The following is a 17,957-nucleotide window of genomic DNA, read 5'->3' on the forward strand; positions in this document are numbered from 1 at the left end:
ATGCTCCAGCCTTCTCTGCTGGAGCTTGCCACCGGTAACCTGCTCTGCAGCAGCACACTGGCCGAGCACCTCAAAGCTGACCTGCTGTCCCGGGATCTGCCGCAACGCCTGTGCGACACCCGGCAGTTCATCGAACCCTATCGGTTGTGCCTGGGAGATCAGCTAGACCAGCATCACTACGGCCGCTTTCGCCTGAATGATCTAAAACACGCTGCAGAGCAACTGTGCCCGACCAACCTGTTTCGCACATCGGAGTTGAGCGTTCTGGACACCCTGTTCCAATCGCTCTTCCTGTGCAACGGCGACCACGTCCACTACCGCCCCGAATGCCTGACGGATTACGCCCACCTTTGTGCCATGGTCGACCCGACCATCATCGTCGCCTGGCACTTGGCGCAGCGGTTCAGGCACAACCCGCACCTGTCGGCCAACGATGCTCAGCGCATCGTGCTGGCCCAGCAGCCGTTGTTCAGCCCACCGTCGATTGCCAACAAACCCTTTTCCGAAGGGCACGTACACCTGGGTGGTGCGCATTTCGACGGCATCATCCTGATGAACCAGATCACCCACCAGCCAGGCATGGAAGCCTTCGCACCGCTGCATCGCCTCTGCCACGGGCTACTCGGCGAATGGCCGGGGCGCCTGGATGCAAACCCAGGCAAGATTCTCAAGCTGTACCAGCGCACCCTGGGCAAGGCGCACCTGACAGACGGGCCGCTGATCCTCAGCTGGCCGGGCTTCAGCACCCTGCAGCCGCACACCGATGACCGCTGCCACCCCAGCTGGATGAAACTGCAGCTGGCCCAGGCCATCACTGCGGGTGACTTGAGCAAAGCCTGGCTGTGGCTACTGATCTGGCTGTGGACTCAGTACCAGGATGCCGAAGCGCCTCCCGTGCTTCGCATGGGCATCTTCTACCTGGTTCTGGCGCTGATGGCCGAACGGCGCAAGCTGTTGATGGACGGCCAGGGGTTGACGCGCTTTACGGCGATTTATGGAGGGTTCAGCAAAGCCTCCAGGCACAACCCCCAGAAACAGCTGCTGACGTACGGTCGCGCATGCGCCCGCCAACTGTTCCAGAACCCCGAGGATTGCGCCGAACTGAAGATCACCGAAAGCATCTTCACCAGCGAGCACATGGCCAGTTGGGTCAGCGCCCTTGAACAGCACCATGGCCAACAGCCAATCACACCGCTCAAGCCGGTCACCTTGCACCAAGCCAAACACTTCCGCTCACGCATGGAACGCTGGCACCTGTGCATCCACTTCCTGCGCCGGGTAGAGCACCTGCACAAACGCGGCAAGATCTGGGCCGACGGCGAGAAACTGCACCGAAAGCTCAGAGAACATTCCGGTTGGTCGTCCCCTGAGTTTCTGCATGGCAAGGTCAGCGAGCACTTCCGTTTCGAGCCGAGCGCCTGGGTGCGCGGGCTGGACGTCGCCGGCGACGAGAACACGACCCGCAACGAGCTCTACGCTCCTATGCTGCGCTGGCTGCGTGCCGGCCTGCAGCCGGCCGGCCATGGCGATGGCTTCCAGGGCGGGCTGCACCTGAGCATTCACACCGGCGAGGACTATGCCCACCCGCTGTCGGGCATGCGCCATATCGACGAGACCGTGCACTTTTGCGAGATGCGCCACGGTGATCGCATCGGCCATGCGCTGGCGGTCGGCGTGTCGCCGCTGCAATGGTGCCAGAACCAGGGCGACATGCTGCTGCCGGTGGATGAGCACTTGGACAACCTGGTGTGGCTCTGGCACCACGCCACGCAACTGGCAACCTGCGTCCCGCTGGCAAATCAGATCCTGCCGCGGCTGGAACGCCGTATCGCCCAGTTCGTGCCCCATGTCGCCTGGACCAGCCCTCATTACCTCAATGCGTTCTACCCTCGGCAGAAGCTCGGCAAAGGCCAGGCGCAATCCCAGCCCGAAGAGTCGCGGCGCTACATCAACCCGCACACCCTGCATGAAGCCTGGCGCCTGCGCCGCAACTGCTTCCACATGCTGGAGCAGTACCGGCCGAACGAACCGCTCGATGACAAGATGCGCGCCGCCCTGCCCGACCGGGAGATCCTCGGCACGGTCAACTTCCTCAAGCTCAACGGCCAGCATGACGACCCGGGGGCGGCGCTGCTGTACTGGCGTCGTTCCACCCTGCTCAGCCATGCCCAGTACAAGCCCCGCATGGTGCATGTGCGCATCCAGCGCCACGCCCTGGTCGAGACCCCGCCGATGCCAGGCGAGCAAGGCCTGCTGCCGGACTACGAAACCCCGCAAGAGCTGGAATTCATGGAGGCATTGCAGGACCACCTGATCGAAACTTGCGACCAGCGTGGGATCATCTTCGAGACCAATCCCAGCTCGAATGTGTACATCGCCCGGATCGGCAAGCACGCCGATCACCCGATCTTCCGCTGGAACCCTCCGGACGAGAGCACGCTGGAGCGCGGCGCAATACACAATCGCTTCGGACTGCGACGCGGGCCGATCCGGGTCACGATCAATACCGACGATCCTGGCGTGATTCCGACGACCTTGCGCACCGAGTATGCGCTGCTCCAGGAAGCGGCCAAGGCGATGGGCATATCCAGGACCCGAACCGAGGAATGGCTGGAACGACTGCGGATCTATGCCAACGATCAGTTCCAGCGCAACCATCGGCCGGTGTTCAGGGACCGCTGACATAGCGTTGGGACCAAAGACGCAAGCATCACCAGCGTGGGAGCGTCAGTGCGCCGCTCCCACAGGTTAAGCAACCTGCCGACCCTCAGCGCCACGCCTTTGGCTGCCGGTAGCCCGCCACCCACTGCGCCACCGCCTCCACCGGCATCGGCCGGGCAATGCCATAACCCTGGGCCAGTTCGCAGCCCAGCCCCATCAGCACCCTTCCGTGCTCGACAGTCTCCACGCCCTCGGCGATCACTTCGCGCCCGAACGCCCGCGCCAGGCCGATCACCGCGCCAGTAAGAGTCAGGTCGTCATGGTCATGAAGGATGTCGCGCACAAAGGACTTGTCGATCTTGATGGTCTGCGCCGGCAGGCGCTTGAGGTAGCTCAGCGAGGAATAGCCAGTACCGAAGTCGTCCAGCGAAAAACGCACGCCCAGGGCTCGACAGGCATCCAGGCAACGTCCGACCCGCGGCAGGTTGTCGATCGCCACCGATTCGACGATCTCCAGGTCCAGATGCCCGGGCGACACCCCGGGATGACGCGCCAGCAGGCGCTCAAGGCGCTGGGCAAAGTCGCCGCGCTGCAGCTGGCGGGCGGCGATGTTGACGCTCAGTGACCAATCGCGCCCGGACAGTTGCCACTGCTGCAACTGGGTCAAGGCCTGGTCGATGACCCACTCGCCCAACTCGACGATCAGGTCGGTCTGCTCCACGAAGGGCAGGAACTCCCCCGGCGGCACCGGCCCCTTGGATGGATGCATCCAGCGCAGCAAGGCCTCGAAGCCGATCACCTGACCGCTGCGCATGTTCACCTTGGGCTGGTAGTGCAGGCACAGTTCGCCCTGGCGCAGGGCCTGGCGCACCCGCGCCACGGTCTGGTGGGTGGCCTTGAGCTCGAGCTCCTGGGACACGTCGAACAGGTGGTAGCGGTTGCGTCCGCGCTGCTTGGCCACGTACATGGCCTGGTCGGCGTGGCGCACCAGGGTGTCGGCATCCTCGTCATCCTGCGGGAACAGGGTCACGCCGATGCTCGCGCTCAGGCTCAGCGACTGCTCGCGCACCACATAGGGCGCAGCTAGCGCCTGGAGGATACGCTGCAACGCGGCATGCAACTGCTGCGGGCCTTCGATATGGCGCAAGATCAGCACGAACTCGTCACCCGACAGCCGCGCCACCGCATCACCGCCACGCAGGATGTCCTGCAGGCGTTGGGCGACCTCCACCAACAGCAGGTCGCCGGTGGCATGGCCGTAGCCGTCGTTGACCGCCTTGAAGCCATCGAGGTCGAGCATGCATACCGCCAACGGAATACTTTCCCGCCGGGAGAACGCCAAGGCCTGGTTGAGCAGGTCGGACAGGTAGGCGCGGTTCGGCAGGCCGGTCAGCACGTCATGCCCCACCCGCCACTGCAGGGTGTGCAGCAACTGGCGCTTCTCGGTGACGTCGAAGCGGATCGACACGTATTTGCGCACCCGGCCGGTGTGCGGGTCGATCAGCGGCACCATGGTGCTGTCCACCCAGTACAGCGAACCGTCCTTGGCTCGGTTGCAGATCTCGCCTTTCCACACCCGGCCGGCGGCCAGGGCGCGCCACATTTCGAGGAAGAAAGTCGGCTCGTGCAGCCCGGAATTGAGGATGCGGTGGTTGGCTCCCAGCAGTTCCTCGCGACTGTAGCCGGAGATGCTGCAGAACTGCTGGTTGACGTAGGTGATGCAACCGCGCAGGTCGGTCTCGGAAAAGATCGCGGCCGCATCGACGGCCGCGCGGTAGTTGTCGTCCATAACCCTCGCAACCTAGCGGTTGAAGCGCTCCACCAGGGCGCGCAGCCCGGCGCACACTTGCTCCAGTTCTGCGCCGCGCACGGCTGCGGCATTGGCGCGGCGGGCGCTCTGCTGCACCGTGCCGGCCACACCGTTGATCTGCCGCGAGACATCCTCGGCCACGCTGGACTGCTCCTGCGAGGCCGCGGCCATCTGCTGGCTCATGTCGCTGATACGCTGCACCGCGTGTTGGATGCCCTGCAGCGCCTCCTGGGTCAAGGCAACCTGGGCCACACCCTGCTGCGCGCCCTCCAGGCCCTGGCTGGCGATGCTTACCGCCTGCTCGGCACCGCCGCGCAGGCTGTCGATGATCGACTGGATATGCAGGGTCGACTGACGGGTCTTGTCGGCCAGGGCGCGGACCTCGTCAGCGACCACCGCGAAGCCACGCCCCTGCTCGCCGGCGCGCGCCGCCTCGATGGCGGCGTTGAGCGCCAGCAGGTTGGTCTGCTCGGCAATGGCGCGGATCATTCCGGCTGCCTCGGCAATTGCACCGGTCTGACCGGCCAGGTCGTTGACCGCCTGGTTGATCTGCCCGACCGTGCCGGCCAGGCTCTGGATCGCCGCGCCGGTGGCGTCAGCCACCTGACTGCCCTGACCGGCCAGCAGGTGCGCGGTATGCGCCTGCTCGGCGGTCAGTTGCACGTGGCCGGCGACCTCGCCAATGGAAGCGGCCATCTCGGTCATGGCGGTGGCGGTGAGGTCAGTCTCGGCACGCTGTTCGAGCAGCGCCGACTCGGTACTGCGCGACAACCGTCCGGCATCCTGGGCGGCGCCGGCCATCTGCACCGCGAGGTCGCTCAGGCGGGTGAGCGCGGTCTTCAAGCGCGCCTCCTCGCTGACCAGGATCAGCTGCAGCTGCCCGGCGGCACCAGGCAGGTCGCTATAGGTCAAGGCCGCAACCGGGTCGCTGAAGGTGTTGTCCGCAACCTGGACGATGCGCCGCAAGTGGCGCCCCATGCGGCTTTGCGCCCACAGGCCGACGCCGGCGAACAGCGCCAGGGTCAGACCTTGGGCGGGCAGGTCCGGCAATACCTGGCCGGCGCCAATGGCGACGGCCCCCGCCAGCAGCGGCAACGCCATGGCCCGCCCCAGCAGGGCCAGGCGCCGGGTCGGCGATAGCGCCGCCTGGCCCTCACGCAGCCGGGCGTACAGGGCTTCGGCACGGGCCACCTGCTCGCGGGTCGGACGCACGCGCACCGACTCGTAGCCGACCACCTGGCCGTTGTCGAGCATCGGCGTAACGTAGGCGTTGACCCAATAGAAGTTGCCGTTGCTGCAGCGGTTCTTGACGATACCCATCCAGCTGCGACCGGCCTTGAGGTACTGCCACATCAGCTCGAACACCGCCTCGGGCATGTCCGGGTGACGCACCAGGTTGTGCGGGCTGCCGATCAGCTCCTCCTGACTGTAGCCGCTGATGGCGGCGAACTCGGCGTTGCAGTAGGTGATCAGGCTGGCCGTATCGGTTGCCGAAATCAGCCGCTGGTGCTCGGGGAAGCTTTGCTCGACCGGATTGACCGGCAGGTTCTGACGCACGATGAGACTCCATTCATATACGGGCCGACGCATGGCCTGACAGGAGGCCAGGTGCGCCGGAACCGGTCATCCTGGATCAGTTCCAATGTCCGACAACGCTTGCACACGGGCCGGCAAATGGCCGGATCGCCTTGGACGACGACTTGAATGACTGATCAATCAAAGCGGCGAATTCTACGAATTCCATCACATTTTGCAAATAAAGGTGACGAATCATGGCGTTGCGCCATATCGACATATATCGTTAAGTGCTTGATTCTAAATGGGAATTGAGCGATGACGAGAACAGGTCTAGGTCCAGCCCTGCGCCGCTACCGCAAACTGGCGGGCCTCACTCAGGCGCAACTGGGCGAGCGAACCGGCTTCGACCCCAAGACCATCAGCCGCTTCGAGACCGGCACCTATACCCCCAGCGTCGAGTCGTTGGTGGGCTTCGCTGATGCCCTGGGGGTCAAGCCAAAAGTGTTCTTCAGCGACCCCGAAGACGAAGAAGAACAACGCGCCTACCTCTTCGGCGTGATCCATAACGCCCCCCCCAAGGACCTCGGCAAGCTGATCGCCGCCGTCGATCAGGTGCTGGCAAAGCCATGAAATCTCCCCCGGCACCACGCTAGAGCAGAAGCCGCGTCAGTGCACCTCAACTGGTAAGACCGGTAAGGCCAAAATCGCTTGCATTGTAGGAAATTTCGGAGTTTTATGGCTCGGCAGTGAACAAACCGGTAAGACCACAATAATTAAGTCCTGCGCTCTTTCGCTCCGTGTGGCTTGGGGGGCAAGGACACCGACCAGAGACTCCTCCCATGCTCAAATGGTGTTCGCGTTCGATCTTCCTCCAGGTTGTGCTCGGCCTTGCCCTCGGCATTGTCTGCGGCCTGAGCTTCCCCGACCTGTCCCTGCAACTCAAACCCCTGGGCGACGGCTTCATCAAGCTGATCAAGATGCTCATCGGCCTGATCGTGTTCTGCGTGGTGGTCAGCGGCATTTCCGGCGCCGGCGACCTGAAAAAGGTCGGGCGCATCGGCCTGAAATCGGTGATCTACTTCGAAGTGCTGACCACCCTGGCCCTGGTGATCGGCCTGGTGTTCGCCTTCTCCACCGGCATCGGCAGCGGCGCCAACATCCACCTCGACCAGCTGTCCAGCGCCGACGCTGGCGCCCTGGCCGAGCGCGGCGCGCACATCCACAACACCACCTCCTTCCTCATGGACCTGATCCCCACCTCGGTGGTGGGCGCCTTCGCCGACAACAACATCCTCCAGGTGCTGCTGTTCTCGGTGCTGTTTGGCAGCGCGCTGAACCTGGTGGGCGAGTCGGCCTCAGGCATTTCGCGGCTGATCAACGAGCTCAGCCACGTGATCTTCCGCATCATGGGCATGATCGTGCGCCTGGCGCCGATCGGCGTGTTCGGCGCCATCGCCTTCACCACCAGCAAGTACGGCCTGAGCTCGCTGCAGCACCTGGGCGGTCTGGTGGCCCTGTTCTACCTGACCTGCGCCGGTTTCGTGCTGATTGTCCTCGGCACGGTGATGCGCCTGTCGGGCCTGAAACTGCTGCCGTTCATCAAGTACCTGCGCGAGGAGCTGTCCATTGTCCTCGGCACCGCCTCCTCCGACGCCGTGCTGCCCCAAGTGATGCGCAAGCTCGAACACCTCGGCATCGGCAGCTCCACCGTCGGCCTGGTGATCCCCACCGGCTACTCGTTCAACCTCGATGGCTTCTCCATCTACCTGACCCTGGCCATCGTGTTCATCGCCAATGCCACCGGCACGCCGCTGGCGATGACCGACCTGTTGACCATTCTTCTGGTGTCGCTGGTGACTTCCAAAGGTGCCCACGGCATCCCAGGCTCGGCCCTGGTGATCCTTGCCGCCACCCTGACCGCGGTACCGGCGATTCCGGTGGTGGGCCTGGTGCTGGTACTGGCCGTGGACTGGTTCATGGGCATCGGCCGGGCGCTGACCAACCTGATCGGCAACTGCGTCGCCACCGTGGCCATCGCCCGCTGGGAGAAAGACATCGACCTGGAACGCGCCCACAACGTGCTGGCCAACAAGCCTGGCTTCGCCCCGATCACCCGCAAGCAGGGCCAACCCCATCAACAGGAATTCTAAGCCCAAGGCCGCCGGCGCCCAGCGCCGGCCGGCCAAGCGCAAAGATGCCGCGTCAACCAAGGAGCGAACCGTGATCAGCTCTTCGACCGTAGTCAATTCAGTGGTGGAGAAACTCCGCCAGGCCCTGGCCCGTGGCCAGTGGCGCAGCGGCGACATGCTGCCCGGCCAGCGCGAGCTGGCCGAACAACTGGGGATCAGCCGGCCAAGCCTGCGCGAGGCGGTGATTGTCCTGGAAACCCTGGGCCTGGTGCGCTCGATGCCCGGCAAGGGCGTGCTGGTGCTGGATGCCGACGTCACCCAGGCGCAGGAGGCGGACACCGTCGCCGAGGCCAGCCTGGCCGACGTGCTCGAGCTGCGCTACACCCTTGAACCCTTCATCGCCGGGCTGGTGGCGCAATCGGCCGGCAGCCAGGACATCGGCCAGCTGCGCCTGACCCTGATGGACATGCGCGAAGCCCTCGAGGCCGGTGACAGCGAGGCGGGGATCAACGCCTACATCACCTTCCACGAGGCGCTGTTCGCCCTGACCACCAACCCGATCTTCCAGAGCGTGGTGCAGCAGACCGGCAATGCCCTCAAGCAGAGCGCCGCCATGCTACGCAACTCGCCCGAGCACCTGGCCGCGCGCCTGAGCGAGAACGAAGCGGTGGTGCGCGCCATCCGCGAACGCAACAGCGCCAAGGCCAGCCAGCAAATGCGCCAGCACATCCTCGCCGAGGGGCAGCGCATGGGCATTGCCCTGAACATCCCGGACGACCAACCAGGCACCTGAACAAAGAAGGAGAGCGACCATGACCGCCTGCGCCCCAGCCGCCCCCCGCCTGCCTGCCCTGCTCGGTGCCGGCGAGACCCGCCTGTCGGCGGAGCAGATCTATCCACGGCTGTTCGACGCCATCCTAGAACAGCGCCTGCCGCCCGGCAGCGCCCTGCCCGAGCAGGCGCTGGGCAATGCCTTCGGTGTCAGCCGCACGGTGATCCGCCGGGTGCTCGGGCGCCTGTCCGACCAGCAGGTGGTGGTGCAGCGCCCCAGCCATACCGCGCACCTGGCCGCGCCCGACCCCGAGCAGGCGCGCCAGGTACTCAGCGCCCGGCGCCTGGCCGAGACCACCTTGATCGGCCTGGCCACCCAGCGCGCCCGACCGGCGCAGATCCGCCAACTGCGCCAGCTGGTCGAGCGCGAGCGCCAGCACCATGAGCGCGGCGAACGCTGCACGGCGATCCGCCTGGGCGGCGAGTTCCACATGAAACTGGCGCAGATGGCCGCCAACGCACCACTGGCGCGCTTCCTCAACGGCCTGGTGCCGATGACCTCGCTGATCATCGCCCGCTATGAGTCACCATGCTGCGAGCACTGCGCGTGGCAGGAGCATGCGGCGATCATCGATGCAGTGGAAAGCGGCGACGGCGAGGCTGCGCTGGCGCTGATGCATGATCATCTGGACCGCCTTGAGGCCAAACTCGATCTGGATCCGACTGGCTGAATCGGGCGAACGCCACCGCCTCGACATCCGGCAGGACCACCACTTCATCACCCAACGACCATTCCGCCGCCCGCGCCGCCAAGGCGGCGGACACGCCGGGTGAACCGCCCGGGCCGGGCGGCACGTCGTACGTGGCGTGGGCATCGTGCGCCAGCAACACTTCGAAGCCCCGTTGCAGCGCGGCGCGGGCGGTGGCGGCCAGGCACATTTCCGAGAGCAGGCCGCACAGGGCCAGGCACTGGACACCCAATTCGTGCAGCAAGGCCTGCAGGCCAGTCTCGACGAAACCATCGTCCTCGGTCTTGAACAGCACGTACTCGCCACGACCCGCCGGAAAATACAACTGCCAGCCGGCTGTGTGCGGGGCGTCCGGGGTGTCGGGCGCGCCGTCGTTCTGCAGGAAGATCACCGGCACGCCGGCCTGCCGCGCCCGCGCCAGCAGGCGGGCGATGCTCGCCTGCAGGGCGAGGTGACCGGGGACGGCGTCGGCCCCTTCCATGAACGCGCATTGCACGTCCACCAGCAACAGGGCCTCGGCCCGGGGGATCGGTTCAGCGGACATGCGATGTTCCAGGACGCGGGATGAAACGTCGAGCATAGCGCAGCACCAGGGCACGCCGTACCATACCCGTCGAATCATCACAGTGCCCCGGAGGCCAACATGCAGCACACTATCGCGACAGCGGGCGCGGAACACTTCGATCGGCTGACCGATCTGTGGGAAGCCGCGGTACGGGCGACCCATGACTTTCTTCCCGACGGCTACATCGAGCGCCTGCGTCCGCTGGTGCGTGAGCAGTACCTGGGCTTTGTCGAGCTGCGTGCCTGGCGTGACCAGGAAGGCCATATCCGCGGGTTTGCCGGGGTGCATGACGGCAAGCTGGAAATGCTCTTCGTCGACCCCGCCTGCCGCGGCCAGGGCATCGGCAAGGCGCTGCTGACCAGCGTGGTCGAGGAGCTGGGCGTGCGTGAGGTGGACGTCAATGAACAGAACCCGCAGGCGGTGGGGTTCTACCTGAAACAGGGGTTCGTTCAGGTCGGCCGCTCCGAGGTGGATGGTCAGGGCGATCCGTACCCATTGCTGCACTTGAAGCTGGAGGGGTGAGCATGTCATTCACGCCTGCAAAGGGGGCCGCTCTGCGGCCCATCGCGGTGCAAGCCCGCTCCCACAGGTACTGCGTGGCGGTCCCTGTGGAAGCGGGCTTGGCCAAGACAAACCTATACTTCGGGTAATCACCCAGCCTCTCGCCAAGGGGGCAATCCGCGTGAAATCAATCCTCGTGATGTTTGCGCTCTGCCTCCTGCTGGCCCTCGCCGGCTGCGCAGGCAAACGTCCCCCGGCCCCGCCACCCCCGCAGAATCTGCCCCCCGCCGCCTGGCAACGCATCGACCAGGACATCATCGAAGCTTCGGTCGCCGCAGCGGACTCGGCCAACGACTACGCCCGGCGCTCCATGCGTGTGTGGAAGGAGCAGGTACAGCAGCGTACCGAGAACGATTTCATCCCCTGGTTCACCGGCTACTGGACCCAGCAATGGCTCACGCTCAAGGTGGCCTGGTACACGATGAACAGCGGCAACGGCAACGAGCCGCCAGAGAAGCGCCTGGGCCTGTACCTACAAGCGCAATACCGCGAACGGGTGATCGACCCGGTGGCCGAGCAGATCAACCCCGAGGGCATCCGCGACCGCGCCAGCGAGTTGTACCTGCAACTGCTCGGCCAGCAGTTGGCGGCGATCATCCAGCGCTACAACGCGCCGCCCGAGCAGTTCAGCCAGCGCCTGAATCGCATCCCGATCATCGCCCTGGGGCCACCGGACGCACGCAACGCCTCGCTCTACCAGTTGCTGCGGGCTAAATCGCTGGACCAGCAACCGGCCTGGCAATCCCTGCGCCAGCACCTGCACCAGCAGGCCGCCAAGGCCCCTGGGCAGACCGAGGCAGGGCTGTCGTCGGTGGCCAACCAAGCCAGCGAGAAACTCGGCGCCACCCTGGCCCCGCGCGGCGCCGCCAGCGCGATCGCGGCGGCGGTGGGCAAGGCGGCGGGGGCGTTGATCTCGGTGGCGGCAACTGGCTACGGCATCATCACCCATGACCGCGAACAGCCGCAGATGGTCGAGCAACTGCGGGTGATCCTCAATGTGGCGCTGAACCAGGAATGGCAGGAGCTGATGGAGAACCGCCAGAGCGGGGCCATGGCCGGGGTGTACTACCTGTCGGGGCAGGTGGAGGACAGTTTGCTCGGCTACCGATCCCCCTGAAGCGAAGTCGACGCGCGCCTGCAAAAGGCTCAGGCCGTCGCCATTGCCGAGGTCGGCAAGCCAAAAATCCGGTCGAACGCCCAGTTGTAGAGGAACGTGTAGCACGGCACCAGGATGATGAACGCCAGGTCCACCAGCAACGCCTCAAGCAGCGTCATGTCCAGCCACCAGGCGATCAGCGGGATCAAGTACACCACCAGGGTCAGCTGGAAGCCGATGGCATGCGCCACCCGTCGGCCCAGGCTGCGGCCGCGCTTGGCCTGGCGGCTCTCCCAGCGCTCGAACAAGGTGTTGTAGATGAGGTTCCAGAGCATGGCGATGGTGGTGATCATCACCGCCAGGGGCCCGGTGTGCGAAGCCTGGGTGTCGGACAGGTAGGCCAGGCCCAGGGTCGACATGCACAGGCCAATCAGTTCATAGAAGGTCACGTAGACCAGTTTGCGTTTGAGTCCTTGCACGAAGTTACCTTGCTGCGGGTATGACGAAGGCGCGCAGGATGAATCAATCAATTTGACAGGAAAAGTAAGTAGCCTTCAGATTTGCTGAAAGGAGACTGCCATGAACTTTTCCAGCGATACCATCCTGCTGTTCCTTGCCGTGCTCGACCGCGGCTCGTTTTCCGCCGCCGCGCGGGCCCTCGGCCGCGTGCCTTCGGCGGTGAGCATGGCTATCGGCAACCTCGAGGCGGAGATTGGTTACCCGTTGTTCGAACGCGGCTCGCGCGAGGCGCGCCCGACCGCGCAGGCCCAGGCCCTGGAACCCCATGCCCGACTGATTGCCGAACAGCTCGGGCTGCTGGAGGTGCACGCGCTGGAGCTGTCGCGTGGGCTCGAAAGCAGCCTGGCCATCGCCGTGGTCCCGGACATCGACCAGCGCCCGTTGCTCGAAGCCATTACTCGCCTTGGCGAGCGCTATCCGCTGCTGGACATCGAACTGCTCGCCGCGCCCCAGGAAGAGGCCCTGCAGTTGCTCGACAGTGGCCGCGCCGGCCTGTGCCTGGCCTTCGCCGGATTGCAGGTGGATCCGCGGCGCAGCTTCCAGCACATCGCCATCGAATCGCTGGTGGCCACGCTGTCGCCGCAGCACCCCGCCCTGCGTGAAGGGCGCATCCGTCACCTTGAAGACCTGGTAAACCTGCGACAGATCCTGGTACGCAGCCGCGACCTGCCACTGTCCGACCCGCGCTCGCTGATCGGCACCTCGCACTGGCGCACCGACAGCCTGGACCTTGCCGTGCAGATGGTCGAGGCGGGGCTGGGCTGGGGTGATTTGCCCCTGTCACGGGTCGCACCGCTGATCGACGCCGGGCGCCTGGTGCGCCTGGAATTCCACAACACCCGCAACGAACTGCAACTGCCGGTGAATGCCTTCTGGCTCAAGCAGCAACCCCTCGGCCAGGCGGCCAGGATGTTGGTGAGCCTGTTGGCTTCGAAATGATTTGTCACCCTGTTAGGGCAATTGCGCCAAGCATTGCGACATTTAGTCTTTCAACATTTTTCAGACTCGGCCGATAGCGTTGCAACAGGCTCCGCCATCCGTGCCACAAGCACGCGGCGCCCTCCTTTCACTGGCTCAAGGTCTCGAAACATGAACCTGAAATTCCGCCACAAGATCCTGCTCAGTGCCTGCGCCGTCGTCGTACTGGCCTTCGCGCTGTTCACCCTCTACAACGACTACCTGCAACGCAACACCATCCGCCAGAACATCGAGTCCTCGGTGCGCCAGGCCGGCGCGCAGACCGCCAGCAGCGTGCAGAACTGGATGAGCGGCCGCATTCTGGTACTGGAGAACCTGGCCCAGGACATCGCCCAGCAGGGTGCCGGCAGCAACGTGCCGGGCCTGGTCGACCAGCCGTCGTACACCAGCAACTTCCAGTTCACCTATTTCGGCCAGAACACCGGCCTGTTCACCCAGCGCCCCGACGCCAAGATGCCCGATGGCTACGACCCGCGTCAGCGCCCCTGGTACACCCAGGCCGTGGCCGCCAACCAGACCATGCTGACCCCACCCTACATGGCGGCGGTAGGTGGCCTGGTGGTGACCATCGCCATGCCGGTCAAGGCCAAGGGTAGCGGCGAGCTGATCGGTGTGGTCGGCGGTGACCTGAGCCTGAACACCCTGGTCGACATCATCAACGCCGTCGACTTCGGCGGCATCGGCCACGCCTTCCTGGTCGACCGCAATGGCCAGGTGATCGTCAGCCCGGACAAGGACCGGGTGATGAAGAACCTCAAGGACATCTACCCGGGCTCGCCGCTGCGCGTGGAAACCGGCATCCAGGAAGTGAGCCTCGACGGCAAGGAGCGCATCATCTCCTTCGCCCCGGTCGACGGCCTGCCGTCGGCGCAGTGGTACATCGGCCTGTCCATCGACAAGGAAAAAGCCTACGCCCCGCTGAGCCAGTTCCGCACCTCGGCCATCATCGCCATGCTCATCGCCGTGGCGGTCATCGCCGGCCTGCTCGGCCTGCTGATCCCGGTGCTGATGCGCCCGCTGACCACCATGGGCCGCGCCATGCAGGACATCGCCGAAGGCGAAGGCGATCTGACCCGCCGCCTGACTGTCGAGCAGAAGGACGAGTTCGGCGAGCTGGCCATCTCGTTCAACCGTTTCGTCGAGCGTATCCACGCCTCGATCAGCGAAGTGTCCTCGGCCACCCGCCTGGTGCATGACCTGTCGGAAAAGGTCGTGGTCGCCTCCAACGCCTCGCTCACCGGCTCCGAAGAGCAGAGCATGCGCACCAACAGCGTCGCTGCCGCCATCAACGAACTGGGCGCCGCCACCCAGGAAATCGCCCGCAACGCCGCCGATGCCTCGCAACACGCCAGTGGCGCCAGCGAACAGGCCAACGGTGGCCGCCAGGTGGTCGAAGAGGCCATCAGCGCCATGACCGCCCTGTCCGAGCGCATCAGCGAGTCCTGCGAGCAGATCGAGACCCTCAACGCCAGCACCGACGAGATCGGCAAGATCCTCGACGTGATCAAGGGCATCTCCCAGCAGACCAACCTGCTGGCGCTCAACGCCGCCATCGAGGCCGCCCGTGCCGGTGAGGCCGGCCGAGGCTTCGCCGTGGTCGCCGACGAAGTGCGCAACCTGGCCCACCGCACCCAGGAGTCGGCCGAAGAGATCCACCGCATGATCACCAGCCTGCAGGTCGGCTCGCGCGAGGCGGTGCACACCATGAACACCAGTCAGGTCTCCAGCGAAGAGACCGTGCAGGTGGCCAACGAGGCCGGTGAGCGCCTGGCCAGCGTCACCCAGCGCATCGGCGAGATCGACGGCATGAACCAGTCGGTGGCCACCGCCACCGAAGAGCAGACCGCCGTGGTCGAGAGCCTGAACCTGGACATCACCCAGATCAACGCGCTGAACCAGCAAGGGGTGGAGAACCTCAACGAAACCCTGCGCCACTGCGACGCCCTGAGCCAGCAGGCCGGACGCCTGAAGCAACTGGTCGGCAGCTTCCGTATCTAAGGCGTGCTCTTCGCCGACAAGCCGGCTCCTACTGCAGGAGCCGGCTTGTCGGCGAGCCGGCCGCTCAGGCCACCTCAATCTCCCCTGCCCCGCCGCATCAGCCCATCGTCCTGACCGCCTAGGACGGTGCCGCTGTCATTCCTGCCCGACGAAGGCCTGCACCTCGATCTCCACATCCACGCCCAGGGCCAACGCCGAGGCCACCGTGGAGCGCACCGGCAACGCCGCGCCGAAGAACGTCTTGTACACCTCGTTGAAACCCGCGAAATGACTCATGTCCGACAGCCATACGGTGCACTTCACCACCTGGTCGAAGCGCGCCCCGCAGGCCGCCAGGCTCTCGCCGATCCGCTCGCAGGCCGCGCGGGTCTGTTCCTGAATATCGCCCTTGACCACCTCGCCGGCCGCATTCATCGGAATCTGCCCGGAGAGGAACAGGAACCCTCCAGCCTTCACCGCACGTGAAAATGGAAACGGCAGGCTGCTGGGAAAACGCTGGATGTCATTGCTCATGGAACACTCCTTTCAGGGTTGGTTGGAACGTGCCGGGGACAGCGCGCGAACTCATCGAGATTGCAGCACGCCCGTCGCACATCTTGAACAGGCCAGCGGTTATAACCTAATAACGAACAAGTCTATTTGGCTATAAAAAAATCTATATGCTGGCAGCATCCGATCACGGGCAAGCTGGGCAGTCGAGTAGCGTATGGATGTAGGTTCTTTCGGTTTCACCATTGCGGGCCTGGTTGTGGGCTTCATCGTCGGCATGACCGGCGTCGGCGGCGGTTCGCTGATGACCCCGATCCTGCTGTGGTTCGGCATCAACCCGGCCACCGCCGTGGGCACCGACCTGCTCTATGCCGCCATCACCAAGGCCAGTGGCGTCTGGGTGCATGGCCGCAACAAGAACATCGACTGGAAGATCACCGGCTGGCTGAGCCTGGGCAGCGTGCCCGCCGCCGCCCTCACCCTGTGGTTCCTCAGTACCCTGCACACCGATACCTCGGCGCTGAACGCCATCATCAAGCAAGGCCTGGCGGTGGTGCTGATCCTCACCGCCCTGGCGATCCTGTTCAAATCGCGCCTGCAGGCGTTCGCCAGCAAGCATGCCGGCGATCACTACCACCTCAGCGACCGCCCCCTGAACATCCTCACCGTGATCACCGGTGTGGTGCTGGGGGTAATGGTCACCCTCACCTCCATCGGTGCCGGCGCGCTGGGGACCGTGGCGCTGTTCCTGCTGTACCCGTTCCTGGTCACCCGCCGTCTGGTCGGCACCGAGATCGCCCACGCCGTGCCATTGACCCTGGTGGCTGGCCTCGGTCATGCCGGCATGGGCAACATGGACTGGTCACTGCTGGGCTACCTGCTTCTGGGTTCGCTGCCGGGGATCTACCTGGGCAGCCACCTGACCGGGCGCATCTCTGACCGCGTGCTGCGGCCTTGCCTGGCGACCATGCTGCTGCTGATCGGCTACAAGCTGGCGTTCTAATCCGAGCTTCAGTCCATGCACGCCCCCCGCTGTAGGAGCGTGTCAACCAAGGCGCCATAGCACCGGCCAGAACTCCGGCTTCACGTACCCACAGCGATCCAGCCGAGCCACACGCTCCAGGCGCATGCGCTCACCATCGTAGCGCCACTGCTGGATCAGCCCGCAGCCTCGCTCGAGCTGGCTCTTGTCCGCAACATACAGTTGGCCGCTTCGTGCATCGAACGCCGCGTAGCCACTCAGGCGTGGAGCCAGCAACGGCGTTGGCGCCTCGAAGGCCATTTCACTGATCTGGTAGGGCACGGCACGAGACACCCGGTACAGGTAATTGGCGCAGAACTCGCCACCGCACCCCACATTGAGGATGACCAGGACATTGGCATCGTCCAGCGGGTGAACCTCGTAATGACTGTTGCTCATGCCCTCTACATCGCCTTCGACCTTCGCATGGCGTTTCACCGCCCTGCCGATCTCATGGGCCTGCTCATCGTTCATGCCCGGCGCAGCGATGAACCGTGGCAACACCGCCGCGGCAGGAGCGTCAGGCACTTCGGCAGTCGGGGCGTCCCCCACCCGCACCAGCGCATCGGCATGCCCTACCCGCCCCTGGACCGCATCAATGGCCAGCAACGCGCCACTGATCCCCTGCAACGAGGCTACCAGCTCGCCATCCTCGGTCAATGAGCTCAGGCGATTGCCATTGCGTATCTGACGGATCAGCGCCAGTGCCGCATCACCTTCGAGTTGCAGGTCGAAATCGTACTCACGTTCGACTCGCCGCCATTGAGCCGACAGTTCCTGGCCATCGAGCAGCACCTGGTCGGCAAACGCCGGCCCGACACGCAGCGTCAGCTCGAGCTTGCCCCGCGGCCCCGCCTCGCGCCGGACGATGGTCTGCAGGCCGCTCATCAGCTCGTCATCGATCGCCAGCAACGCCGTGCAGGCACGGGTGTTGTCACAGCCGACTACCCAGTCCTTGACCTGCCGGTACAGCGGCACCGCCTCGAGCGCTGCCTGGGCGCTTTCAGCCTGCGCGGCCAGTGGCGCGATGAGCGCTAGCAGCAGTGCCGCATGGTAGTTTTTCATCCTTTTCATGGTGTTGCCCCTGACGTC

Annotated in this window: 16 protein-coding genes and 1 pseudogene; 10 read left to right on the forward strand and 7 right to left on the reverse strand. The window is 65.0% G+C overall.

The genetic code is table 11. From position 1 onward, the window contains the following. The gene (gene rdrB, locus AC25M7_RS15920; RefSeq protein ID WP_062359513.1) at positions 1-2,682 is read left to right on the forward strand and encodes an antiviral RADAR system adenosine deaminase RdrB; all 2,682 of its coding nucleotides are present in this window, start codon (positions 1-3) and stop codon (positions 2,680-2,682) included. An 85-nt stretch (positions 2,683-2,767) separates the two neighbouring features. On the opposite strand, the gene AC25M7_RS15925 is transcribed toward rdrB, so the two are convergent. From AC25M7_RS15925 to AC25M7_RS15935, 3 genes and pseudogenes are all read right to left on the reverse strand, one after another. Next, positions 2,768-4,450: a putative bifunctional diguanylate cyclase/phosphodiesterase gene (locus tag AC25M7_RS15925; RefSeq protein WP_486971251.1), complete on the reverse strand. Its 1,683-nt coding sequence runs from the start codon at positions 4,448-4,450 to the stop codon at positions 2,768-2,770. 12 nt (positions 4,451-4,462) lie between these two features. Beyond that, entirely contained in the window at positions 4,463-5,572 is a 1,110-nt protein-coding gene (locus AC25M7_RS15930; RefSeq protein WP_371877803.1) for a methyl-accepting chemotaxis protein, read from the reverse strand. Between the two features lie 174 nt (positions 5,573-5,746). Beyond that, a pseudogene (locus tag AC25M7_RS15935) lies at positions 5,747-6,061 on the reverse strand (PAS domain-containing protein); the annotation flags it as partial. Between the two features lie 243 nt (positions 6,062-6,304). On the opposite strand from AC25M7_RS15935, the gene AC25M7_RS15940 reads away from it, so the two are divergent. The 4 genes from AC25M7_RS15940 (at position 6,305) to AC25M7_RS15955 (ending at position 9,620) form a co-directional block, all read left to right on the forward strand. Then, positions 6,305-6,619: a helix-turn-helix domain-containing protein gene (locus tag AC25M7_RS15940; RefSeq protein ID WP_028692676.1), complete on the forward strand. Its 315-nt coding sequence runs from the start codon at positions 6,305-6,307 to the stop codon at positions 6,617-6,619. Positions 6,620-6,828: 209 nt separating this feature from the next. Then, positions 6,829-8,139: a C4-dicarboxylate transporter DctA gene (locus AC25M7_RS15945; RefSeq protein WP_028692677.1), complete on the forward strand. Its 1,311-nt coding sequence runs from the start codon at positions 6,829-6,831 to the stop codon at positions 8,137-8,139. A gap of 70 nt (positions 8,140-8,209) precedes the next feature. Beyond that, a complete protein-coding gene (locus AC25M7_RS15950; RefSeq protein ID WP_028692678.1) occupies positions 8,210-8,911 on the forward strand; it encodes a FadR/GntR family transcriptional regulator in 702 nt (233 codons plus the stop codon). Positions 8,912-8,930: 19 nt separating this feature from the next. Continuing rightward, entirely contained in the window at positions 8,931-9,620 is a 690-nt protein-coding gene (locus AC25M7_RS15955; protein WP_062359518.1) for a GntR family transcriptional regulator, read from the forward strand. Here the strand turns inward: AC25M7_RS15955 and AC25M7_RS15960 are convergent. Further along, entirely contained in the window at positions 9,517-10,182 is a 666-nt protein-coding gene (locus AC25M7_RS15960) for an isochorismatase family protein (RefSeq protein ID WP_307942084.1), read from the reverse strand. The two genes, AC25M7_RS15955 and AC25M7_RS15960, sit on opposite strands and share 104 nt — an antisense overlap. Before the next feature lie 99 nt (positions 10,183-10,281). Here AC25M7_RS15960 and AC25M7_RS15965 point away from each other — a divergent pair, with 99 nt between their 5' ends. Next, positions 10,282-10,725 (forward strand): GNAT family N-acetyltransferase, encoded by a 444-nt coding sequence (locus AC25M7_RS15965; protein ID WP_232853421.1) that lies wholly within the window; start codon positions 10,282-10,284, stop codon positions 10,723-10,725. Positions 10,726-10,903: 178 nt separating this feature from the next. After that, positions 10,904-11,881 (forward strand): hypothetical protein, encoded by a 978-nt coding sequence (locus tag AC25M7_RS15970; RefSeq protein ID WP_486971283.1) that lies wholly within the window; start codon positions 10,904-10,906, stop codon positions 11,879-11,881. A 29-nt stretch (positions 11,882-11,910) separates the two neighbouring features. Here AC25M7_RS15970 and AC25M7_RS15975 read toward each other — a convergent pair whose 3' ends face one another. After that, positions 11,911-12,339 carry a PACE efflux transporter gene (locus AC25M7_RS15975; protein WP_069016195.1) on the reverse strand — a complete coding sequence of 143 codons (429 nt, stop codon included), beginning with the start codon at positions 12,337-12,339 and terminating at the stop codon, positions 11,911-11,913. A gap of 100 nt (positions 12,340-12,439) precedes the next feature. Here AC25M7_RS15975 and AC25M7_RS15980 point away from each other — a divergent pair, with 100 nt between their 5' ends. Beyond that, entirely contained in the window at positions 12,440-13,318 is an 879-nt protein-coding gene (locus AC25M7_RS15980) for a LysR family transcriptional regulator (RefSeq protein WP_486971252.1), read from the forward strand. A 150-nt stretch (positions 13,319-13,468) separates the two neighbouring features. After that, on the forward strand, positions 13,469-15,355 hold the full coding sequence (gene mcpA / locus AC25M7_RS15985; protein WP_028692685.1) for a methyl-accepting chemotaxis protein McpA: 1,887 nt from the start codon (positions 13,469-13,471) through the stop codon (positions 15,353-15,355). A gap of 135 nt (positions 15,356-15,490) precedes the next feature. Here mcpA and AC25M7_RS15990 read toward each other — a convergent pair whose 3' ends face one another. After that, entirely contained in the window at positions 15,491-15,868 is a 378-nt protein-coding gene (locus AC25M7_RS15990) for a RidA family protein (RefSeq protein ID WP_062359526.1), read from the reverse strand. Positions 15,869-16,061: 193 nt separating this feature from the next. Between AC25M7_RS15990 and AC25M7_RS15995 the strand changes: the two genes are divergently transcribed. Next, positions 16,062-16,847, forward strand: a complete 786-nt coding sequence (locus AC25M7_RS15995; RefSeq protein ID WP_486971253.1) for a sulfite exporter TauE/SafE family protein — start codon at positions 16,062-16,064, stop codon at positions 16,845-16,847. A gap of 42 nt (positions 16,848-16,889) precedes the next feature. Here AC25M7_RS15995 and AC25M7_RS16000 read toward each other — a convergent pair whose 3' ends face one another. Then, complete coding sequence (locus AC25M7_RS16000) at positions 16,890-17,939, reverse strand: DUF1176 domain-containing protein (protein ID WP_486971254.1); 1,050 nt, start codon at positions 17,937-17,939, stop codon at positions 16,890-16,892. Positions 17,940-17,957: the final 18 nt, after the last annotated feature.

The sequence above is a fragment of the Pseudomonas sp. P106(2024) genome, assembly GCF_057480815.1.